Here is a 21,435-nt window from a genome sequence, read left to right as displayed (position 1 = left end):
GAGCACTGCACCCGCATACAGCTGGGATCGGTTTCATGTCAGTGGAAGGAGCATCTGATGAAGCACATCCACTACGACAGCAGCACGATCCTCACCAGCGACGACGTCGCCGATGCCGTCATCGAGTACGCCGCCGCTCTCGCCGGCGGTGACCGTGCCGACACCGTCGACGTGCCCGCGGTCGCAGAAGACGGAACGATGACGACCACGAAGATCCTGATCGGCCCGTCCAGCGAGATCGTCATCGAGGACGCCGACGAGGACGAACTCGAAGTCGAAGACCGAAAGTTCGTCGCACGACTACGTGCTGCCGCCAAAACCTTCGGCCACAACGAACCGATCCACGCCGACACCCGGCCAGACCTCACCGACGCGGACTAACCCAGCCGCTCACCTCGCGGCGGGATAAGACGCGAAGCACGAGCACACTCGCACCTGCCAAACGGCAGCGACGCGCGGAGCCCGCTACTTGGCCGAATCGGGGGCGTGATCGTCGGACTCGTCGATGACCGTGTATTCATCCGCCGGCTCCGGCGTGCCAGCAGCGACGAGCGCGTCGGTGATCTGCCCCAGGCACCGCGTGAGCACATCGTTGTCCTCACGCGACAGATGATCGATCACCTCGACGACCACCTGGTGATAGCTCGTGTAGGCATCATCGATCTTCTTCGCCGCCTGCACCGTCGGCTCCAGCACCTGCGCGCGACGATCGGTCGGGTGCGGAGCACGCGTGAAGTCACCCTTGGAGACGAGCCCGTCGACGATCTTCGTCACCGAAGCGTTCGACACGTTCAACATCACCGCGAGATCCTTCGGCCCCATCGCCCGACCATCCCGGTGCGCCTGCAACATGTACCGGACGGCCTGAAACTCATTCTTCGACAGCCCACTGCCAATACGCGCCTGCTCGAGCCGCTGCTCCTCCGCGTGCTGCAATCGAAGGATCGCATCAGTGGCGTTCTTCGCCGACCGCGAACGCGGCTCTCGCGTGTACAGGTGCATGTGTTCGCGGCGGACAACGGTCAATGGCACAGGTCAGTGATCCCTTCGGGCGGGGTGAACCGAGCGTTACTGAGCCGGCTCAGCGAAGAAGTCCGCGTAGGACGGCCCGGTCGAACCGGACAGCAGCGAGGGGTCATTGACACGACTGTTCACGTACGCGCTAACAATCGCGGGGTCGGTGAGACCGAACCGCTGGTGGGTTCCAGTGATGCGTCCGCTCTGGGGGAAGCTCTGATAGGTGCTACGCACGAGAAGTCCCTTTCGTCCAGCGATCCACCCTGATCAAGGCCACCCCCCATCCGAGGGAGTGCCAAGACTGTTTCACGAAGTAAACAATTCACGCAAGTGAACGTTCGCGGCCGGGACATTTTACGCGGTGAACCATACGTACGCATGAGCCCGACGGAGCCGTCCCCGGCGCGGCTACGCGTTCAAACTGGCTGGACGAGGATCCCTGAGGGGGCCCCGACGGTGGCGCGCAACGTTATCGGATGCGTCGCTCCGCGACGAGGGGGCACTCGAACGGGTTCCGTGCGGCGAGCCCGACGCGGTTGAGGTACGCCACGACGATCCGGTACGAGTCGATCAGCGTGGTCTCCGTGTACGGGACGTCGTGTTCCGCGCAGTAGTCCCGGACCATCCGGCGAGCGGCAGCGAGGTGTGGCCGGGGCATGTTCGGGAACAGGTGGTGCTCGATTTGGTAGTTCAGTCCGCCCATGAAGTGGGCCATGAACCAGCCGCCGCGGATGTTGCGGGACGTCAGCACTTGCCGGCTGAAGAAGTCGACTTTCTGGTCGTGGGGGATCATCGGCATGCCCTTGTGGTTCGGCGCGAACGACGCACCCATGTACAGGCCGAACACCGCCAGCTGCACGCCGAGGAACGCGAACGCCATCCCCACGGGCAGGAACCAGAACACCACGCCGAGGTAGACGACGAAGCGGAGCAGGAACAGTGCCGCCTCGATACGGCGTCCCCGGATCTCCTTCACATTGCCGAGGACCCTCGCGGACTGCCAGTGCAGGTTCGCACCTTCAAGCAGCAGCAGCGGGAAGAACGCATACCCCTGCACCCGGACCAGCACGCGAAGGAACCCGCGCCGATTCGCTGCGTCCTCCTCCCGGAACGAGAGAGCGTCGAAGGACACGTCCGGGTCCTTCCCGACCGTGTTCGGGTTGCCATGGTGCCGGGTGTGCTTGTTCATCCACCACGAGTAGCTCACCCCCGCCAGAAACGTCCCGGCGTACTGGGCGGTGCGGTCGTTCCACCGGTTCGAGGCGAACACCTGGCGGTGGGCTGCCTCATGGGACAGGAACGCGAACTGGGTGAACAGCACGCCCAGCACGCCAGCGACGATGAGCTGCCACCACGACGCGCCGAGGAACACGAACGCCGTCCACGCAAGCCCGAGGGTCACGATCAGCACGGCGAACACCATCCAGTAGTAGCCGGTGCGGCGCTCCAGCAGGCCACGGGCCTTGACCTGCTTCAGCAGGCCCGAGTACCTCGAGGTGCCGCTGTGCGATCCGGTAGGGGCGGGACGGGTGCGCGTAAACCCGATCGGCGTCGTCTCTGTCATGGTCTTGCGTCCCTCCCACGGCGTCCCACTGCACGCCGTACCTGCACGTAACCACAGGTGGGTGGGAAAGTAGGAAGGTTCGCCGAGTGGAGGCCTGCCTGAAGTTGCCCGCCACGCGGTGGAGGTATGTCGTAGCAACACATGCATGGCGAGAGCACGGTGCTGCTGCGCCGTGAGAGGGTGACGCGCATGACGTCCTCGGGAGAAGCCTCCCCCACCATCGGGGTGCTGGGGGTCGGACGAATGGGCGGTCCGATCGCAACAGTGTTGGCCAAACAGTTCGCGGTCAACGTCTTTGACGTTGACCCGGCTCGAGCGGACGACGTTCCAACAGCACGCTGGTGCAACTCCGGCGGGGCACTTGCTGCCGCTTCTGACGTGCTCGTGACAGTGCTGCCTGGAGCGGCGGAGCTTCGGGCGGCGCTGCCTGCCGTGCTTTCGAAGTTGCGGCCAAGCTCGTTGTGGATCGATCTGACCTCCGGCGATCCTGTGACAAGCAGGGAGCTCGCCGCTCGGGCGGAACGCCACGGCGTTGCGGCGGTGTCGGCGCCGATGGGCGGCTCCGTCGCAGAGGCCAGGGCGAGCGAGCTGACGTTCTTCGTCAGCGGACCGAACGATGCCGTCGATCGTGCGGTCCCGATCCTAAATGTCCTCGCTGCGACGGGCGGTGTCCGTCGTATTGGCCACCGGGTCCAAGACGGTCAGATTGTGAAGCTGCTTGCGAACGGGCTGTGGTTCGCCAACGCCCTCGCCGCTGCTGAAGCGTTGCTCATCGGACAGGGACTCGGGCTGGATGTCGAAGCCCTGCACGGTTTCTTGCAGGCGAGCGCGGGCGGGAGCCGCTTCCTCGACGAGCACGCGGACCAGCTGCTCGATGGCGACTACCTGCCGTCGTTCGGCATCGATCGCGTCGTCGAAGAACTGGACACAATCCGCAGACTGCAAGACGTGGCCGGCGTGAATGCGTCGATGCTCAACGCGTCGGCGCGGCACCACCACGCCGCGCTCGACCAGTACGGTCCCGCACTAGGTGAGCTCCTTGGTGTCCGACTGTTGGAGGAGCGCGCCGGCCGCAAGCTGCGCCGCTGAGCATGGGTTCGGGTGCCGCTGCACATGACTCAAACATCATGTCGAGCGCTAATCGGACTTGCAGCGCTGACGTTCGTGCCGGTGGTCTTCGTCACCTGGCATAAAACGGTCCACGGGCGACTGGTCGCTCGATCTGTTCCCCGTTCCTGAACGGGCCGCATGCTTCTCGTTAGCGATCGCACACCGAGACGTGGCCGATCGCTGAGAGACCGGTAGACGGACGTCCCTACGGTGGCGGTATGCGAGGCGACGTAGAGACGTACCACCAGGACGGTTCGTGGCACAACAAGATCGAGGGCACCAACGAGGTGTTCGGCGAGGCCGACACGAAGCGTGAAGCCGAGGCCGCGGGCCGCGAACGGGCGATTGCCGACAAGGTTGAGCACATCATCCGCAACGAGGACGGCCGGATCGGGCAGCGCAACAGCTACGGGCACGACCCGCGCAACGTCCGCGGCTGACCGTGGACGCGCCGGCCGTCGCGCTCGCGCGGGCGGTGTCGACGATCCCGCCCCCACGAGGCATGCCAGGTGGTGCCCGGTACGAGCCGAAATGGGACGGCTTCCGCATGGTCATCGACCGCCGCGACGACGCGGTACGACTGTGGTCCAGGCAAGGCAAGGACCTCGCCGCGACTTTCCCGGACCTCGCGGCCGCGGCGGCCGAGCAGGTCCCGGACGAGTTCCTCGTCGACGGGGAAGCCGTCGTGTGGACCGACGACCGACTCGACTTCAACGCACTCCAGCACCGGCTTGCGTCCCGCGGGGCGGCGCTCGGCGCGGTCGTGCGTGAGCGTCCGGCATCGTTCGCCGCGTTCGACATCCTGACCGTCGCGCGCACCGATGCGATGCGGCTGCCATGGAAGGACCGGCGCGCTCTCTTGGAGGAGCTCGCGCGGGACTGGGTGCCGCCACTGAACCTCTCTCCCGTCACGGACAACGCTGACCAGGCGCGAGCATGGTTCGACGACCTGACCGCGGTCGGCATCGAGGGGCTGGTCGTCAAGGGCGCCAGTCAACGGTACGAGGGCGGTCAGCGGCAGTGGGTCAAGGTCAAGCATCGTGACACCATCGACGTGATCTGCGCAGCGGTCATCGGCCCGCGGACCCGGCCCGAGGCTGTCGTCGTCGGACTGCCAATCGACGGGGAACTCCGCATCGCCGGCCGATCCTCACCCCTCGCACCCACAGCGGCACGCGACCTCGGAAGGATGGTTACGGCACCGCCGGGTCCGCATCCCTGGCCGGAGCACGTGAAACCGGGTGCGCTCGACCGCTTCAACAGCAGCAGCCGCGACCAAATCGACCTCACGCTGATCAAACCCGTTGTCGTCGAAGTCAGCGCTGACGTCGCCTGGTCCGGGCACTCCTTCCGCCACGCAGTCCGGTTCCTGCGCGTCAGGCCAGAACTGGACCCTGCCGAGGTCACACTGCCGGCGTTCCTCGATCGATTAGCGCAGTAACCCCGCAAACTCAGCGGTGCGGTAGCGAGGCTGCCGAGCAGCGATCAGTCCTCCGGTGACTGCTCGTGCTCGTGCACCACGGTCGATGGCGTGCCTGATTGCGGCAGGAACTCGCCACCAGGAGCGACGAGCACGCCCGGGACTGCTCCGTCGAACGCTGAAGCGGTGGCCGGAGTCAGCTCCTCCGGTTCGGTGTGGTGCGGTTCGGCCGGGTGCACGCGCTGACCGTACCGTCATCTCGAGCGTCTCACCAGGGGTTGGTTGCCCGCGGACGCTGATCTCGGCGTGCTACTTAGAGAGTTGCCCCACGACCTGGATCAGAGAAGGTCGTGGGGCAACAGGCCGCCCGACACGTGTCGTGCAGTCCGAAGGCTTTTCGGCACGCCCCTGCCGGAAGTTTGGTCTGCGCATGCGAGAACGCCCGTGAGCCGATCGGTTACCGAGACGGTCTCAGCCCTGTCGGGGGGCTGTTGTAGCGCTGGACCGGCGCCGCGCCGAGCTACTCGGCGAAGACGGTCTTGGCGATCTGGATCGCTGACATCGCCTTGGGCCAGCCTGCGTAGAAGGCAAGATGGATGATCGCCTCCTTGAGCTCTGCTTCGGTGAGGCCGTTCTGCCGTGCCAGACGCATGTGGTTGGGGAGCTGCTCGAAGCTGCTCGAGGTGATCAGGCTGGTCACGACGACGAGACTGCGGTCTCGTTTGGACAGCTCGGGTCGTTCCCATACGTCGCCGAAGAGGACGCCGTCGGTGAGTTCGACGAGTTTCGGGGCGAAGTCGCCGATGGACTTCTGGGCGGGGCTCTGCTCGGTCATGGTGGTCCTCCTGGTCACGCCGCCGTCGGCGATCACTCGCTGCTTCTCGGGGGGTGGGTGTTGATCAGTTCTGTGCTGCGGTGTACTCGTCGTCGGTGACGTGCTCGCCCCACGTGACGTTGGGTTCGGTGCTCTCGGGGTCTGCTTCGGAGAGCGCGAGGTGCGTCATGAATCGATCGCTGGTTGCTCCATGCCAGTGCCACTCTCCGGGCGGGGTGTGGATGGTGTCACCCGAGTGGGCGACGACGGTTTCCCCGGATCGATTGCGGATGATCGCGACACCGTCGGTGACGTGCAGTGTCTGCCCGAGGGCGTGCACATGCCAGGCGGTGCGAGCGCCAGGGGCGAACCGGACGATGCCTGCGCTCATCCGGGACGGTGCTGGCGGGGCGGCAACCGCGTCCACCCACACGTCACCGGTTAAACGTTCCGCGGGTCCTTTGGCCGTGGGAACCGCCGGTAAGCGGTTCACGAGTCGGCTCCGTCGGTGACGTCAGCGGTGGCGGTGTGACGGGTCGCGGCGAGGCTCCCGAGCAGCGCGACGCGTTCTTCTGTCGGTGAGCCCGCCGGTGATGTGTAGGCGTAGAGGGTCCAGTCCGGTGTTCCGGGCAGTTCCATCCCTTCGAACTCGAACTCCAAGTCGCCAACCTCGGGGTGATGGATGCGCTTCGCTCCGGCCCGGTGGAAGCGCACATCGTGCGCCGCCCAGCGAGCGCGGAACGCGTCGCTGCGGGTGACGAGCTCACCGATTAAGTCGGTGAGGTCCTTGTCGTGGGGGTTCTTCCCGGCGGCGTCCCGCATTGATGCGACCAGGCTGTCTGCGCCGGCGTCCCAGTCCGGGTAGAACAGCCGTGACGCGGGGCTGAGGAACGTGAAGCGGGCGTTGTTGCGCTGGTTCGCGGGGTCCTCGAGCATCGGTGAGAGCAGCGCCTCACCGAGCGCGTTCGCTGCGACCAGGTCCCGCTGCCGGTTCTGGATGAACGTTGGGGTGCCCGTGTTGGTGTCGAGGAAGCGCTGCAGGCTCGGCCGCACAGTCGAGGCAACGGCGCGGGCACGCCGGCGCATCGGTGCGGGGCCGGCAGCGCGTGCGAGATCGTGCAGGTGATCGGTCTCAGCTTCGTCGAGCTTGAGTGCGATCGCGAGGGCGTCGAGGACTTCCGGGGAGACACCGGCGAGGTTGCCGCGTTCCATCTTGGCGTAGTAGTCACTGCTCATCCCGGCGAGCATCGCGACCTCTTCACGGCGCAGCCCCGGCACACGACGGCGTGCGCCGCCGATGATGCCGGCCTGCTCCGGGGAGAGGCGAGCACGGCGGGTCGTCAGGAACTCGCTGACTTCGGCCTGGTTATTCATGCCCACGACGCTACGACGTTGCAGCTCGGCGAACGACTGACTGTCAGTACATGGAAAACCCGTCACTGCCACACGGAACACAAAGGCAGTGAACTTGAGCCATGACGACGAACACGGACACGCAGCCGACCACCGGCCGGGCATCGGGCGGCGCCCACCCGACCGCGGTGCTGGGCATCGTGCTCGTCAGTTACTTCATGATCGTGCTGGACAACTCGATCATCTTCACCGGACTGCCGCAGATCCAGCGCAGCATGGACCTCTCCCCTGCCGCGTTGTCGTTGGTGCAGAACGCGTACACGCTCGTGTTCGGCGGTCTGCTGCTGCTCGGCGCTCGCGCCGGAGACCTCCTCGGTCGACGCCGGGTGTTCATCGTCGGCCTCGCCCTGTTCGGACTCGCCTCACTGCTGGTCGGGACGGCGCAGTCGGAGACCTGGATCATCGCCGCTCGCGCGTTCCAGGGCATCGGCGCGGCGATCGTCGCCCCGTCGTCGCTGTCGCTGATCACCGCCACATTCCCCGCTGGCCGTGAGCGGACCCGTGCGGTCGCTGCGTACGGCACCACTGCCGGGATTGGGGCGAGTCTTGGGCTCGTCGTCGGCGGTGCGTTGGCGGACCTGGTGTCGTGGCGGGCCGGGTTCTTCATCAACGTGCCGATCGCGATCGTCATGATTGTCCTCGCGGTCCGCTTCCTCCCGAACCTCGCGACCGTGCGGGGCCGGTTCGATGTCGCTGGCGCGATCACCTCCACCCTCGGGATGGGTGCGCTCGTGTACGGCATCGTGAACGGCGGCGACCACGGGTGGGCCGTCCCCGGAACGCTCATCCCGCTCGTGGCCGGCGCTGTCGTCCTCACCGTGTTCGTGCTGAACGAGTGGCGGGCGCAGCAGCCGATCATGCCGCTGCGGCTGTTCCGCAGCCGGGAACGTTCCGGTGCCGCCGTCGCACGGCTCCTCTTCGCCGGGACCGGCATCGCGTTCTTCTTCTTCACTACGCAGTTCCTGCAGGGCGTCTACCACTGGAGCCCACTGCAGGCTGGGGTCGCGTTCCTCCCGATGAGCCTGCTGCAGTTCGCCGTGTCGCTGTTCGTGCCACGCTTCACGCGCCGCTTCGGCAACGGAATCCTCGTCGCCGTCGGAATCGCGATCGTCCTCCTTGGTCTGATCTGGCTCACCCAGATCACCGCGGACACCAGCTACCTCGTCGGCTTCGCCGGACCGCTCGCCCTCTTCGGCATCGGTCAGGGTCTCTGCTTCGGTCCCCTCACCGGAGCTGGCATCGCCGGAGCCCCCGCCGAAGACGCCGGCGCCGCGTCCGGGCTGGTCAACACCGCCCACCAGCTCGGCAGCACCCTCGGCGTCGCCGTCCTCACCGCCGTCGGCGCCGGAACCCTAACCCTCGCCGGCCGCATCGCCGACGCGTACACCGGAGGCGCGGTCATGATCGCGATCGCGCTCGTCACGGCCCTGATTTTCATCCTTCCCGCGGACCTGGCTGCCCGCCGGGCCCAGCACTGACCATCATCGAAAGGAACACCCTCATGCAGAACGTAACCCTGAACAACGGCGTCGAGATGCCGATCCTCGGCTTCGGCGTCTTCCAGGTCGAAGGCGACAAGACCCAGGAGGCCGTCGAGGCTGCCCTCGCCGCCGGGTACCGCTCCATCGACACCGCCGCCGCCTACGAGAACGAGGAAGCCGCCGGCGCCGCGCTGAAGGCATCCGGTATCGCCCGCGAGGAGTTGTTCGTCACCACCAAGCTGTGGATCCAGGACGCCCCCGCCGAGCAGAACACCACCCGTGCGCTCGACGCGTCGCTGCAGAAGCTCGGCCTGGACTACGTCGACCTGTACCTGATCCACCAGCCGTTCGGCGACTACTACGGCCAGTGGCGTGCGATGGAGCAGGCGAACAAGGCCGGCAAGGCCCGCGCGATCGGTGTGTCGAACTTCGCACCCGACCAGCTCCTCGACCTGATCATCAACAACGACATCGTCCCGGCCGTGAACCAGATCGAGACGCACCCGTTCCGTCAGAACGTGGACTACCAGGAGCTGATGAAGGGCGAGGGCGTCCAGATCGAGTCGTGGGGTCCCTTCGCCGAGGGTAAGAACGGCATCTTCACCAACGACGTCCTGACGAAGATCGGTCAGGCGCACGGCAAGTCCGTGGCGCAGGTCGTGCTGCGCTGGATGGTGCAGCGCGAGGTCGTCGTGATCCCGAAGTCGGTGAACCCGGACCGGATGGCGCAGAACATCGACGTGTTCGACTTCGAGCTCACCGCCGACGAGATGGGCCAGATCGAGGGTCTCCACACCGGCGAGTCGCAGTTCTTCGACCACGCCGACCCCGACATGGTCCGCTGGCTCTCCGCCCGCCGCCTCGGCTGACACCCACCACCGCGAGGGCGGCGGACCACCCGGTTCGCCGCCCTCGCACCCTTCCGCTCCCCTCCCGTCAGAAAGCCGCACCGTGACCGACGAGACGACAACAACCGCCCTCCTCGAGCTGTCGCAGCAGAAGTGGGCGTGGATGCAGCACCGCGACACCGACGCACTCGAGCAGCTCCTCGACCCGGACGCACGATTCGTGCACATGGGCGCCACGTTCACCACGGCAGAAGAGCTCGACGTCATCCGCACCGGCTACATCCAAACCCGGCACGTCGAAACGCACGACGCCTCCGCCCGGATCTTCGGACACACCGCCATCGTGCTGAACCGGATCACCCTCACCGCCGTCGTCGATGGCAACGAGGTCACCAACCCGTTCGTCGTCACCGAGGTCTACACCCGGGACGACGTCAATACCGACACGTGGACGCTCGTGAACCTCTCCTTCACACGGCTCCTCACCCCGAACACCCCCTCCTGACGCAGACACGCCAGGACCGATCTCCCGATTGGAACCACGCATGACTGACACCCAGAACCCCGTCGCCGTCATCACCGGCGCGTCCTCCGGTATCGGCGAAGCCACCGCCCGCGTCCTCGCCGCGAGCGGCCACACCGTCGTCCTCCTGGCTCGCCGCATCGACCGCATCACCGCTCTCGCCGACGAGCTCGGTAACGGAGCCATCGCGATCGAGGCCGACGTCACCGACCGCGACAGCATCGTCGCCGCCGCGGAGCGCGTGCAGACCGAACTCGGCCGCGTCGACGTCCTCGTCAACAACGCCGGCATCATGCTCCTCGGTCCGTTCACCTCCGAGCAGAGCGCCGACTACCGCAACATGATCGAGGTGAACCTCCTCGGTGCGATTACCACCACGGAGGTGTTCCTCGAGCAGCTGAAGAACGGCGGCGGGGACCTGATCAACATCTCCTCCGTCGCTGGCCGCACCGCCCGCGCTGGCAACGGTGTCTACGCAGCGACGAAGTGGGGCATCAACGGCTGGTCCGAATCGATGCGTCAGGAGCTCCTCCCCGACGTCCGCGTCACGCTGATCGAGCCTGGCGCTGTCGCGACGGAGCTGCCGAACCACATCACTCACGCCGCCACCAAGGAAGGCGTCACTCAGGCGTACAGCCAGGTCGAGGTCACCGCCGGCGACATCGCTGAGGTCATCGGCTTCGTCATCAGCCGCCCCCGGCACCTCGCCATCCACGAAGTCCTCCTCCGCCCCGCCGGCCAGCAGGGCTGACCCACCGGCGCCGGGTCCCCCGTTCCGTAACGGCGCGGCCCGGCGCCGACCACCCATCCCCGAGAACCTGCATGGGAGGCACGATGACTCGCTCCACGGACCGCGCACGGTTCGATCGCCGCACGCTCCTCCGCACCGCCGGCGCGGTGAGCGCTGCCGCTGCCGTGGCTGCACTCTCGGCGTGCGCGGGAAGCCCCACTGCCGACCGGCCGACCTCCACGAGGAGCAGCATGACCCCCACCGACGCGAACACCCGCGTTCTGCTGGCGTACTTCTCCCGTCCTGGCGAGAACTTCTGGAACGGTGGCCGGCGCACCCTCGAAACCGGCAACACCGAAGTCCTCGCTGGCCTCATCCAGGACCGCATCGACTGTGACGTGTTCCGGATCGAAGCGGCCGACCCTTACTCCGACCGCTACGACCCCACCGTGCGGCGGAACGCCGACGAACAGAACCGGGACGCACGCCCCGAGATCGCGAACACTCTCCCGGACCTCGCCGACTACGACACCGTGCTGCTCGGCAGCCCCATCTGGAACGTGCAACCTCCGATGATCATGGCCACCTTCGCGGAAGCGGTCGACCTGACCGGGAAGGACCTTCGCCCGTTCGTCACCTACGCCGTCAGCGGCCTCGGCAACACCCGATCCTTCTACCGCGACCTCAACACCGGCGCCCGCCTCGGAGCGGGGCTCGCCGTCCGCGGTGAAGACGTCCGCGACGCCGGCACCGGCAACGACGTCGACCGGTGGCTGCAAGCTGCCGGCCTGGCATGAAAGGCAGCACCATGACCAACCAGTCCCTCACCGTCCTGATCGTCGGAGCCACCGGCAGCGTCGCCCGCCACGTCGTCGCCGCCTCCGTCCGCGCCGGACATCGCACCCGAGCGCTCGCCCGCAGCCGCTATCGCGCCGCCGGGCTCGACCGCGGTGCCGAAATCGTCATCGGTGACCTCACCGACGCGTCCACCCTCGCCGACGCGGTCGCTGACATCGACGCCGTGATCTTCACCCACGGCGACAACAGCCACGGCGAAGCCGTCAACTACGGCGCGGTCCGCAACGTCCTCACCGCCCTCGGCGGCCGGCCGGTCCGGATCGCGCTGATGACCACCCTCGGCGTCACCGTCCGGCAGGACAGCTCCGAATGGAAGCGCCGCGGCGAACGCCTCGTCCGCGCCAGCGGCAACGAGTACACCGTCGTGCGCCCCGGCTGGTTCGACTACAACGACGACGACCAGCTGCGCATCGTGATGCGTCAGGCGGACGACCACCTCACCGGCACCCCGGCCGACGGCGTCATCGCCCGACACGAGCTCGCTCGCGTCCTCGTCAGTGCCCTCACCGAACCGCTGGCCGTGAACAAGACCTTCGTGCTCGTCGCCGACCGCGGGGACGAGCAGAAAAGCCTCACCGGAGTGTTCGAAACGCTGATGCCCGACGACGCCGGCGCACTAGACGGCTACGGGGACCGGCCGAACATGCCCGTCGATCAGGAACCGCAGCACATCCGCGACGACCTCGCACACATCCGCCGCTGACCGACCCGCTCCACGAACACCGGCGCAGCTCGCATCGAACGATGCGGCGGCACGCAATCCGACGGGGTGACCCCACCACCGTCACAGACAGGGAAGGCAACAACCATGCAGTACACCCGTCTCGGTAACTCCGGACTGAAGGTCAGCCGCATCGCGCTCGGCTGCATGAGCTTCGGCGACCCCGCCAGCGGCTTCCAACAGTGGACACTCCCGCAGGATGACGCGTTGCCGTACTTCCGTCAGGCGCTCGATCACGGCATCACCTTCTGGGACACCGCGAACGTCTTCCATTGGGGGGCGGTCCTACTCACTTTCCGAGTTGTCGGTAGCGCCGCAAGCAGATGAAGGTGCCGAAGATCAGCACGATGCCGACGATCAGCGTGATGCCAAGTATCGAACCGGGGTTACCGGTGCCCGACGATGCGCGAGCGATGCCGAAGATGATGAGGCCGATTCCGACGACCGGGCATAGGACGACTCCAACGGCCGCTTGCAGTCGAAGGATTCGTCGTGCAGCTTCTTCGGATCTGGACATCAATTCTCTCCCTAAGCGCCTACCGCATTGCCGACGGCCTCGCTGATCACCTCGCTCACTAGAGCACAGAACCCTACTGAGACGACGAGCCCGAGGCCGGCTGTCGGAGTCGCCACTGCTGCGTTGCAGAGCGCGTCTACGGCTACGCCCGTGGCAAGGCTAGCGATGTCGCCGCCGCTCAGTGCTGAGTAAACACTCTTCCCCGCGGCGACGGCTTTGATGACTCGGGCGATGACCTCTGCTGCTCCCAGCCCGGAAGGATCGAAGGCGTTGATCGGATCGCCGGCGGCGTATGCATACCGTTGCCGTTGGACGGGTCGAGGGGGCTGTCAAGGGTGTCCTGCTGCGTCCACGATCCGATGTAGGGGTCGTACCACCGTTGTCCGAATTTGACTAAGCCGGTGGCCGTGTCATCGATACCTGCCTTGAATCCGAACGGGTTGGAGGCCAGGCCATCGCCACCGCCGTCGTAGGTGACGGTTTCGGTGCCGTACGGGTCGACGTTCTTGCTGAAGGCGGCAGGAGAGTCGGTCAGGAGTCCGAACGGGTTTCCCGAGCCGTCGTAGGCGTACTGGCCGAGCACCCCTGAGGGCGTGGCCAGGGCAAGGGCTTGGCCAGTTTTCGCGTCGTTGATGATGTTCGCCCGGTTCCCGTTGCGCGTGGAGCTGGTCAGCGTCGGGTTGCCGAACTGGTCTGTGCGACCGTACTGATAGGTGGTGGTGGCACCACCTGCGGTGGAGAGGGACAGCAACGACTTCTGGTCAGCGCCGGCGTACGTGTACGTGGTGGTCTGGGACCCGTTGTGCACGGCGGAGATCATCTGTTCCGCACCGTTGTACGTGAAGGTGTACTCCGGCACCGCGGTGAGGTTTCCGGCGCCGTCGTAGGAGAATCCGGGGCTGGTGATCTGGTTCGCTGCGTTGTAGGTCAGCGTCTGGTTCGTCGTGACGGAACCGCCCGGGGTGGTGAACTTCGCCGACGTCCGGTTGCCGCGGATGTCGTAGCCGAACTCCCACGTTCCGGGAGTCGCGGTGCCGCTGCCGGTGGTAACGGTCTTCGTGATCCGGCCGCGGCCGTCGTACGTGTACGCGGTGCTCTGCCCGGACTGGTAGTCGGTCACCCACTGGATCTTGGACCGGTCGTTCGTGGTCGTGGTGCCGCAGTTCGGCGTGGTGCTGCTGGCGTTGTAGCAGTAGTACAGGTCGTAGATCCGCTGGTTGTTCGTCGATGACGGGCCGACCCAGCCCTGCAGCTCCTGGATCCGTCCGCTGGCGTCGTAGTCGGTGTGGGTGTGGCTGGCCCAGGTGCTGTTGTCGGCGTTCGCGTCGACGTAGGTGTCGGTGCGGCGACCGTTGGGGTCGGTGACGAAGTGGATCGTCTCGGTGGTGTTGTTGGCCGCTGGTGTCGTGGTTGCGGTGAGGACCCCGGACGCGTCGTAGGCGGAGGTGACGGTGCCGTCCTGGTCCGTGTACGAGGTCTGGTTGCCCGACTTGTCGTAGCCGTAGGTGATCGTGCTGAGCGCGGCAGGGCTGGCCGTGTTGGACGTGGTGAGCAGGTGCCCGAGCTGGTCGTACGTGTTCGTCACCGTCTCGGACCCGGAGGCCTGGGTGAGCAGGCGCCCGGCAGTGTCGTACGTGTTCGTCACCGTCGGGGTGTTGTCCGAGAATGACGTGGTCAGGACCCGGTCGTCACCGTCGTACGTGTACGACGTGGTCCGGCCGGCGCCGTCGGATGCGGACGCGATGCGGCCGAACGCGTCGTACGTGTACGCGCGGGCTCCGAGCGCGGCGGATCCGGTGGTCGGGGTGATGCTGACCGGGGTGATGCTGGTGAGCTGCTTGTTCGTGTAGTTATACGTCGTCTTGTTCGTGCCGTTGCCGGGTGCGGTTGCGGTCGCGACCTGCCCGGCGGTGTACGTCAGCGTCGAAGTCGCCGCCGTGGTCCCGGACCCGATGCTGCTGCTGGTCTGGTTCCCGACGCCGTCATAGCCGAGCTGCACCGCATTGCCGGCGTCATCGGTGCCAGTCTGCGGCAGGTATGCCGTCGCCGCCGGCGACGCCTGATAGCCGAGGGACTGCGATGCGCCGCCGGCCGAGGCGACCTTCGTCACGGATTGACTGTTGTTCGCCCCGTACGTCGCCGTGGACGTTGGCGTGGATCCCGTTCCGACGGTTGCGGTGGCGACGCCGTTGTTCGCGGGGTTGTAGGTCCGAGACCGTTGCCGGCCTGCCGCGTCCACGGCGTTCAGGACGAGGTCGTTGCCGTCGAGCGTGTACGTCGTGTGCGCCGCCGCGGCGACCGACTGCGACTGGTCAGACCGCGGGTCGGCGACCTGCGTCGTCGTGGCGCTGGCGTAGGAGAACCGGGTCACCGCGGTACCCGCGGAGCCCGCCGTGGTGTTCCGCTGCTCCACTGCCGTCACCCGGTCGGACGAGTCGTACGTGACGACGGTCACGGCACCGTTCGGAGCGGTGATGGAGGTCAGGTCCCCATTGGTGTACCCGAACGTGGTGTGCTTGCCCGTCGCGTCGGTGTAGGTCGTGATGTCACCGTTGCTGTTCTTCGCCCACGACACCGAACGCGTGCTCGAGCCGCTGGTCTGCGAGAACGTCTGCGTGCTGTTCGCGTACGAGGAGTTCGCCGTCTTCGCACCCGCCACACCCGCAGTCGAGACCAGCGTTGTGAGGGTGTACCCGTCGGGGGCGTTGAAGCTGATCTGGTTCCCGTTGCGGTCCACGACCGAGGTCGGCTGCCCGGCGAGGTTGAAGTGGACGACCTGGTTCGTCGTCCAACCCTTCAGCTGATACTCGTAGCTCGTGCCCGACGTGTTCACCCGCGACAGGGTCTGCTGCAGACCTGCCGGGCTCGTGAACACGCCCGCTGTTCCCGTCGACGTGAACTGCCATGCCGTACCGGCGGCGTCGGTGTAGACCACGCCGGCGGCGTTCGCCGAGAGGTCCCCCGCGCCGGCGAGGGCGTACTGCCACCGGTTCGCGTCCATCGTGTTGCTGTTCGCCACGTTGCCCGCCCGCGAGTTGTACGCAGCACCAATGACAGTGTTCTGCGTCGCACCGGGCGGCGATGTTGCGAACACGCGCAAACCCCTCAGAGGCTGCCTGTCAGCTAAGCCGGCCCCATGTCGACGCTGTGCAACCAGGGAGCACGCTACGGAGCATCCCTCACCACCACACCCCCGCAAACGGGGGTAGGGATCGCCTCGCCGTCATTGCAGTCGCCTAAGCGCTTGCAACCCTGCCTCGGTAGCCGATCGCCTACCGCACACGTGCGGCCATTTTTGGGAGCCCGCAAGGATCCGGGGATCTCGGTGCCTCAACAGACCCGTCCGGCGATGTATGCGGCAATCGGACCCTCAGTGAGACACAGCGCGGCGCCCCGGTGACACGCTCGAGCTCCGCAATCAGAACGCGAAGGCGCTCTGCCGTGCGAACCGACCGCCACCGCGTCTTCCTGGGCGAGTGATCCCTATTCGCCTTCTCGGGGATCCGATTCGGTCTGCGTCGTCAGGGCGGCTGCGAGGTCGGATTCAGAGGGCAGGGCAGCGCGGACCGCGGGTGGGAGGAGGTCGTAGCTGGCGACCCCGATCGGGGTCTGCTGCCCCGCGAGGGAGTACCGGACCACGGCATCGTTCTTGTCGGCGACCAGCAGCAGGCCGACCGTGTCAGCGTGCTGGGCCCGGCGGAGCTGGTCGTCGACGAGTGCGACGTAGAAGCCGAGCTGTCCGAGGTACTCCGGCTTGAACTTCCCGGTCTTGAGTTCGATCACGACGTACCGGAGCTGCTCGACGTGGAAGAACAGCAGGTCGACGTAGAAGTCGTCCCCGTCCACGTCGAAGTGCACCTGCCGGCCCACGAACGCGAAGCCCTCGCCGAGCTCGCGGAGGGTGTCGATGATCCGGTCGACGAGCGCCTGCTCGAGGTGGCGTTCCTTCGCATCCCCGTCGAGGGCGAGGAAGTCCAGCACGTACGGGTCCTTCGTGAGCTGCTGCGCCAGATCCGACTCCCCCGGCGGGAGCACCTCGACGAAGTTCGTCGGCGCCGCCTGCAGCCGGGTGTGCGCCTCGGACCGGATCTGGTGATCGAGCACGTTCCGGGACCAACCGTGCGCGGCCGCCTGGCCGGCGTACCAGTCACGGAGCTCGTGGTCATCGAGCCGGTCGAGGAGCACGGTGATATGCCCCCATGGCAATTGTCCAACAGCCTGTTGGACAACTGCATCCCCCGGCCACTCCCCCGCGAACCGGCGCACGTAGAACAGGTTCGCGCGGGAGAGCCCCTTCATCTCCGGGAACTCCGCACGCAGGTCCGTCGCGAGCCGGCCGATGACATTGCTCCCCCATCCATCCTCGCCCTGGCGCTGCAGGATGGTCGCGCCGATTCCCCAATAGAGACGGATGAGCTCTGTGTTCACGCGCCGCTGCGCCGTGAACCGGGCAGCACGCACCTGCTGCTTCAGCTCAGCGAGAGCAGCGGTATACCCGGATACGGCTGGCGACGAATCAGACATCACGCTCAGTCTGCCCGACTAGCCGATCGGAAGAAGAACGAACGCAGCATTCTACGAGATCAGCTATGCCAGGGTGGACACGACCCCCGAGCGAAAGGCGACCCCCACCATGGCGCAGAAAGTCACCACGCACCTCGTCGATGACCTCACCGGCGACACCATCGAAGACGGCAAGGGCCGCACCGTGTCCTTCTCTTTCGACGGCGGCCACTACGAAATCGATCTCACCGACGACAACGCCGACGCCCTCCGCGAAGCGTTCTCCGACTATGTCGCCGCCGCCCGCAAGGTCGCGGGCCGATCCGGCCGCGGTACTGCCGGGAGCGCGCCGAAGCGTGGGAACGCGGAAGAGCTCGCGAAGATCCGCGAGTGGGCAAACGCGAACGGCCACGAGGTCTCCTCCCGCGGCCGCATCAACCAGGCCGTCCGCGACGCCTACGACGCCGCGCACTGACGCCACTCCCCCAACGAAAGCAGCCGGCTACCCCTCGGGGCTGGCCGGCTGCTTTCGCTCACGCCGATACCGCGCTCTTATGTCAGACGCGAAGCACTTCAGCCCGCTTCCCCCATGACAGATGTTTCTTCCTCTGTGGCCGGCTCCTCGTCTGTAGGACGCTGCAGGGACTCTTCGTCGCGGTTCAGAGCGCGCAATTGCACCAAACGGGTATGGCCGTACGGCGTGAGTGTCCAGTAGTTGGAAGTATCCTTAACGGATCTTGTCTTCTGTGAATGACGAATCAAGCCGAGAGCATCGAACTGAAGCAGAACTGTCTGAAAGTCCTCATCGGAGACGTCCACGCCGGAGAGGTTTGCAGAATAGTTTGACACTTCATTCGATTCCGCATATTCTTTTGCTTTCGCCCGGAATATCTCACGTAAGTCAGCAATGTAATCGATACGGGCCACGGCGGCGAGGTCCTCCTCGAGCGTTTTTTCGCTCGCTTCCTGCATCATACGGAGACCCAGGTATCCAAAAACGCGATCCCATGTGAGTTCGACCTCCGTCCACACCCCGATATTGCGGCTATACCCACCCTGCTTCCGCCAGTTACCTTTGGCGTACACCGGTAAGGAGAACTTTCCAGTGCCCTGTGCAAGGAGCTCGGAGCCGACGGGCGCCTCAGTACGCACCTCATTGAGTTGGCGCTTCAGCGATTCGATTTCCGATTGCGCTTTGGCGAGGGCTTCGAGCGATTCCTTGCTCGAAAGTTGATCAGCGCGAACCCAGCCAACCGCCGGATAGCGACGCCTGAACGAATTCCAGCTCAACGCAACTTTACCGGCAAGATCCTCGGGCGTCGCCCAATACTTTACATGTTTAGTCTTTTCCACCTTCTTCCGGAAAAGATTGAGCTTTTCGCGCCTCGCATCCGAGTCCTCAGCTTGCTCCGCCAGCAATTTACCCGGCGCTCCATGCAGAAAAGCCATCACTGGCTTCCCGAGGGAAACCGCGGTATCAAACTCCCGCTCGGTATAGCTGATCTCAAGATCGGGGTCAACGGAACCGTATTTACCTCCGATTATCAGGAGGTAATAATCCGAATCTCGGATCACATCTTCGATCAAAGTCCACGCGTCATCGTCAGCTGCTGGAAACATCTCCATCCCGGCGGGGAACGCGTCAAGATTGAGCAGGGCAGAAACCACGGCAGATCGTGGCTCCTTCAGGTCCAGAAACGTAGAGCTCACAAACACTTGGTAGCGGGTTTCAGACTCCATGTTCCAACTCTAGAGGAACCTTCGCGTTGAGGTGCTGCTTAACAGCTGCCGATTCAGTCTGACCTGATTTCGGGTCCCCCGCACGACGTCCGCTTCGAGAGGGGATGTTCGGAGTCAACTGCTCTGCGATGGCTGCAGTCTTCTCGAGCGCAAGCTCTTCAACGTCGCCAAGATTAGTGCCGCCCGTCGGCATAGTTCCGGCAACATGAAAGTGCAGATGTGGGATCGCTTGATGCGCCGCCGTCCCGTTGTTCTGCCACACGGCGATGCCGGGGCGTTGGTATGTTCGATCGATCGTAACCGCCGCGTCCCGGACCGCAAGCATGAGGTCTTCCGCCTCAGAGTCCACGAGGTCGAGCAGCGTCGGGACATGTCGCGTGGGAAGCACCAGGAGGTGCCCAATGCCACGTTGTTCTTGAGTGACCAAGACGGCGACCCGAGGTTCGGCCCAGAGAATGGCATACGGACGTGTGCCAGCGAGGTAGGAGCAGAACGCGCAGCTGTCGGCCTCGGGGAGTTGCAGCGCTGAGTCGCTCATGAGGGCCTCAGGGAGTTCAAAAAAGCCTGTATCTCAAGATGGTCCAGAGAGTCGTATTCGTTGGCAGGCGCGACGATGACCAGCTCGTCGCAGACCTTTTGCGCGCGGGAGGCGAGCATGAAAGAAAGCGCGATGAACCGGACCGAGTCAGCCGACGGCAGTACGGAAGACAGCTTTGATTGTCCGCCACCGATCATCGGCACACAGACCCTTCCTCCGTTGCTCTCGCTACGAACGATCTTCCACAGCTCACTGAGGCTGTTCCAGACACCATCGGTCGTTGACGAGGCGCTGCTCTTGTTGTCCATCCGTGTATACGCCACGAGGAAGAAGCGGCGAGCGTTCTGACGGAGCGTGACGGTGGTTCCAAGCTGGTATCGCTCGGTCTTGCCCTGCTTGCCGGCAATGCTTCCTACGGTGGGGACGGACGCCAGCTCGGCGGTGATGTCACTGTCCAGCTTGGGCAAGTCGCCACCGTAGACGCGGTTGAGGAACTGCCCCTGCACGCTGCGCGGTTCGATGTGCGGCGGTGCTGTGTCGAATGTGTCACTGGCGCCGATGATGAGGTGTGCGTCGTGCTGGTCGAACAGATCGCCTCGCAGGAGTGAGATCTTTGTCGTTGGCGCCTGATATCGGGTGGCGATTGGCCGTGGCCATGCCCGGGCAACGCCGTAGACCAGTGCTGCGAGGATGCCTACCCAGCCCGTCCAGGCGCTGCTGGTGAAGAAGTCTGGATTGAAGAGTGCGACGACGCCGCCGACAGCCGCAAGCGCGCCGAACAGCGCGAACGCCTGTGTCGTGAGGATCTTCCAGAACCGGCCGGTCCGGATGTCCCGCAGGAACGGCTCCATCAGAGCCCGAGATCGGTGTAGACGCGCTCTTTGTAGTAGTGGGGGCCTGTCTCGCTCGACTTCGCATACACGGAGGCATAGTTGTCCAAAGCGAACTTGATGATTGCTGGCTGGAAGGAGACGGACAACGTGTAGTAGTCCGCATCGAGCAGAGGCTTCGGGATGAAGTTGCGATCGATGTGTCGGTCGCCGTCGAGGTTGGCCACCACGACCGGCAAGTTGAACTCGGCCATCACCTTGACTTCATGTGCGAGGAAAGACGTCCCGTTCGATCCCTTACGCCGCGCGTCGGCGCTCCCAAGGAGGACGACCTGCTTGGCGTTCTTCATCCGGTCTCGCAGGTTGCGCTTGATCGTCTCGGGCTGGCTTGAGTCGAGCGAGACGAACAGGTCGTGCGCGTCGTAGAAGTTGAAGTCGATGTTCTTGTTCTCGCGCCACGCTTCCATGAGCCGGTAGGAGCGGATGTCCTCGCTGGCGAAGGCGACATAGGTCTTGTTGCGGTAGCTCATGGTGTCCTCGGGTTCCTCGATGTGAGAGCAATTCATATCATGCACTTCCGACAGGACCAGACTCTCCTCACCTCGAAAGGTTGTCAATGTGTCGCTACCCGCCGGGCTGAGCCGACTCGTGACCTAGCCGCTGGCAGATGCTCATTCAGATGCGCGCACTGCGTCGCAATCCCGTGATGGACCTGGTCGTAGCGCAAGCCGGCTGCCCGAGCGCGTCGACATCGCCGCGATCAGGACAACTCCGTCGACACGTCGTTCTGGGGTATGCCCCAGCGCTA

Annotated in this window: 25 protein-coding genes; 12 read left to right on the top strand and 13 right to left on the bottom strand. The window is 65.3% G+C overall.

The annotated features are described in order from the left end of the window. Positions 1–57 precede the first annotated feature (57 nt). Complete coding sequence (locus DEJ30_RS08385) at positions 58–381, top strand: hypothetical protein (RefSeq protein ID WP_110860354.1); 324 nt, start codon at positions 58–60, stop codon at positions 379–381. 84 nt (positions 382–465) lie between these two features. Here the strand turns inward: DEJ30_RS08385 and DEJ30_RS08380 are convergent, their stop codons facing one another. Then, positions 466–1,032, bottom strand: a complete 567-nt coding sequence (locus DEJ30_RS08380; RefSeq protein ID WP_220032939.1) for a MarR family winged helix-turn-helix transcriptional regulator — start codon at positions 1,030–1,032, stop codon at positions 466–468. A gap of 454 nt (positions 1,033–1,486) precedes the next feature. Next, a complete protein-coding gene (locus tag DEJ30_RS08370; RefSeq protein WP_110860348.1) occupies positions 1,487–2,581 on the bottom strand; it encodes an acyl-CoA desaturase in 1,095 nt (364 codons plus the stop codon). A 189-nt stretch (positions 2,582–2,770) separates the two neighbouring features. Between DEJ30_RS08370 and DEJ30_RS08365 the strand changes: the two genes are divergently transcribed. The 3 genes from DEJ30_RS08365 to DEJ30_RS08355 all read left to right on the top strand — a co-directional run bounded on the left by DEJ30_RS08365 (position 2,771) and on the right by DEJ30_RS08355 (position 5,132). Then, positions 2,771–3,670 carry an NAD(P)-dependent oxidoreductase gene (locus DEJ30_RS08365; protein WP_181420053.1) on the top strand — a complete coding sequence of 300 codons (900 nt, stop codon included), beginning with the start codon at positions 2,771–2,773 and terminating at the stop codon, positions 3,668–3,670. A 239-nt stretch (positions 3,671–3,909) separates the two neighbouring features. Further along, complete coding sequence (locus tag DEJ30_RS08360) at positions 3,910–4,131, top strand: DUF2188 domain-containing protein (protein ID WP_110860344.1); 222 nt, start codon at positions 3,910–3,912, stop codon at positions 4,129–4,131. 62 nt (positions 4,132–4,193) lie between these two features. Then, a complete protein-coding gene (locus DEJ30_RS08355; RefSeq protein WP_110860494.1) occupies positions 4,194–5,132 on the top strand; it encodes an ATP-dependent DNA ligase in 939 nt (312 codons plus the stop codon). A gap of 44 nt (positions 5,133–5,176) precedes the next feature. Here the strand turns inward: DEJ30_RS08355 and DEJ30_RS18120 are convergent, their stop codons facing one another. From DEJ30_RS18120 to DEJ30_RS08340, 4 genes are all read right to left on the bottom strand, one after another. Then, positions 5,177–5,350: a hypothetical protein gene (locus DEJ30_RS18120; RefSeq protein ID WP_181420052.1), complete on the bottom strand. Its 174-nt coding sequence runs from the start codon at positions 5,348–5,350 to the stop codon at positions 5,177–5,179. A 281-nt stretch (positions 5,351–5,631) separates the two neighbouring features. After that, on the bottom strand, positions 5,632–5,946 hold the full coding sequence (locus tag DEJ30_RS08350; RefSeq protein ID WP_110860342.1) for a carboxymuconolactone decarboxylase family protein: 315 nt from the start codon (positions 5,944–5,946) through the stop codon (positions 5,632–5,634). A 64-nt stretch (positions 5,947–6,010) separates the two neighbouring features. After that, positions 6,011–6,316, bottom strand: coding sequence for a cupin domain-containing protein (locus tag DEJ30_RS08345; protein ID WP_309146761.1), 306 nt, complete (start codon positions 6,314–6,316; stop codon positions 6,011–6,013). 98 nt (positions 6,317–6,414) lie between these two features. Further along, positions 6,415–7,299: a helix-turn-helix transcriptional regulator gene (locus tag DEJ30_RS08340; protein ID WP_110860492.1), complete on the bottom strand. Its 885-nt coding sequence runs from the start codon at positions 7,297–7,299 to the stop codon at positions 6,415–6,417. 101 nt (positions 7,300–7,400) lie between these two features. On the opposite strand from DEJ30_RS08340, the gene DEJ30_RS08335 reads away from it, so the two are divergent. From DEJ30_RS08335 to DEJ30_RS08305, 7 genes are all read left to right on the top strand, one after another. Next, on the top strand, positions 7,401–8,816 hold the full coding sequence (locus DEJ30_RS08335; RefSeq protein WP_110860338.1) for an MFS transporter: 1,416 nt from the start codon (positions 7,401–7,403) through the stop codon (positions 8,814–8,816). A gap of 23 nt (positions 8,817–8,839) precedes the next feature. Beyond that, complete coding sequence (locus DEJ30_RS08330; RefSeq protein WP_110860336.1) at positions 8,840–9,688, top strand: aldo/keto reductase; 849 nt, start codon at positions 8,840–8,842, stop codon at positions 9,686–9,688. Positions 9,689–9,770: 82 nt separating this feature from the next. After that, the gene (locus tag DEJ30_RS08325; RefSeq protein ID WP_220032938.1) at positions 9,771–10,172 is read left to right on the top strand and encodes a nuclear transport factor 2 family protein; all 402 of its coding nucleotides are present in this window, start codon (positions 9,771–9,773) and stop codon (positions 10,170–10,172) included. Positions 10,173–10,212: 40 nt separating this feature from the next. Further along, on the top strand, positions 10,213–10,941 hold the full coding sequence (locus tag DEJ30_RS08320; RefSeq protein ID WP_110860334.1) for an SDR family oxidoreductase: 729 nt from the start codon (positions 10,213–10,215) through the stop codon (positions 10,939–10,941). 230 nt (positions 10,942–11,171) lie between these two features. After that, a complete protein-coding gene (locus tag DEJ30_RS08315; protein ID WP_220032937.1) occupies positions 11,172–11,717 on the top strand; it encodes a flavodoxin in 546 nt (181 codons plus the stop codon). An 11-nt stretch (positions 11,718–11,728) separates the two neighbouring features. After that, positions 11,729–12,481, top strand: coding sequence for an SDR family oxidoreductase (locus DEJ30_RS08310; RefSeq protein ID WP_110860487.1), 753 nt, complete (start codon positions 11,729–11,731; stop codon positions 12,479–12,481). A 105-nt stretch (positions 12,482–12,586) separates the two neighbouring features. Beyond that, positions 12,587–12,826 carry an aldo/keto reductase gene (locus DEJ30_RS08305; RefSeq protein ID WP_110860332.1) on the top strand — a complete coding sequence of 80 codons (240 nt, stop codon included), beginning with the start codon at positions 12,587–12,589 and terminating at the stop codon, positions 12,824–12,826. Here the strand turns inward: DEJ30_RS08305 and DEJ30_RS17800 are convergent. The 3 genes from DEJ30_RS17800 to DEJ30_RS08295 all read right to left on the bottom strand — a co-directional run bounded on the left by DEJ30_RS17800 (position 12,789) and on the right by DEJ30_RS08295 (position 17,540). After that, positions 12,789–13,016 carry a hypothetical protein gene (locus DEJ30_RS17800; protein ID WP_146238528.1) on the bottom strand — a complete coding sequence of 76 codons (228 nt, stop codon included), beginning with the start codon at positions 13,014–13,016 and terminating at the stop codon, positions 12,789–12,791. The two genes, DEJ30_RS08305 and DEJ30_RS17800, sit on opposite strands and share 38 nt — an antisense overlap. Positions 13,017–13,194: 178 nt before the next feature. Continuing rightward, positions 13,195–16,110: an RHS repeat domain-containing protein gene (locus tag DEJ30_RS08300; RefSeq protein WP_146238527.1), complete on the bottom strand. Its 2,916-nt coding sequence runs from the start codon at positions 16,108–16,110 to the stop codon at positions 13,195–13,197. Positions 16,111–16,499: 389 nt separating this feature from the next. After that, positions 16,500–17,540: a YhcG family protein gene (locus tag DEJ30_RS08295; RefSeq protein WP_181420051.1), complete on the bottom strand. Its 1,041-nt coding sequence runs from the start codon at positions 17,538–17,540 to the stop codon at positions 16,500–16,502. Positions 17,541–17,649: 109 nt separating this feature from the next. Here DEJ30_RS08295 and DEJ30_RS08290 point away from each other — a divergent pair, with 109 nt between their 5' ends. After that, positions 17,650–17,994 (top strand): Lsr2 family protein, encoded by a 345-nt coding sequence (locus DEJ30_RS08290; protein WP_110860483.1) that lies wholly within the window; start codon positions 17,650–17,652, stop codon positions 17,992–17,994. A 98-nt stretch (positions 17,995–18,092) separates the two neighbouring features. Here DEJ30_RS08290 and DEJ30_RS08285 read toward each other — a convergent pair whose 3' ends face one another. The 4 genes from DEJ30_RS08285 to DEJ30_RS08270 are packed head-to-tail and all read right to left on the bottom strand — an operon-like array spanning position 18,093 to position 21,157. After that, on the bottom strand, positions 18,093–19,259 hold the full coding sequence (locus DEJ30_RS08285) for a DUF4062 domain-containing protein (protein ID WP_110860328.1): 1,167 nt from the start codon (positions 19,257–19,259) through the stop codon (positions 18,093–18,095). Further along, positions 19,249–19,797, bottom strand: a complete 549-nt coding sequence (locus DEJ30_RS08280) for an HIT family protein (RefSeq protein WP_110860326.1) — start codon at positions 19,795–19,797, stop codon at positions 19,249–19,251. The genes DEJ30_RS08285 and DEJ30_RS08280 overlap by 11 nt, the downstream gene beginning before the upstream one ends. Then, positions 19,794–20,648, bottom strand: coding sequence for a macro domain-containing protein (locus DEJ30_RS08275; RefSeq protein ID WP_110860324.1), 855 nt, complete (start codon positions 20,646–20,648; stop codon positions 19,794–19,796). The genes DEJ30_RS08280 and DEJ30_RS08275 overlap by 4 nt, the downstream gene beginning before the upstream one ends. Continuing rightward, complete coding sequence (locus DEJ30_RS08270) at positions 20,648–21,157, bottom strand: TIR domain-containing protein (protein WP_110860481.1); 510 nt, start codon at positions 21,155–21,157, stop codon at positions 20,648–20,650. Before DEJ30_RS08270 ends, DEJ30_RS08275 begins: the two co-directional genes overlap by 1 nt. Positions 21,158–21,435: the final 278 nt, after the last annotated feature.

It is taken from the genome of Curtobacterium sp. MCPF17_003, assembly GCF_003224385.1.
In the GTDB taxonomy this organism is placed as follows: domain Bacteria; phylum Actinomycetota; class Actinomycetes; order Actinomycetales; family Microbacteriaceae; genus Curtobacterium; species Curtobacterium flaccumfaciens.
The sequence above is the reverse complement of the archived record's forward strand: the minus strand, read 5'-3'. Positions and strand labels throughout refer to the sequence as shown.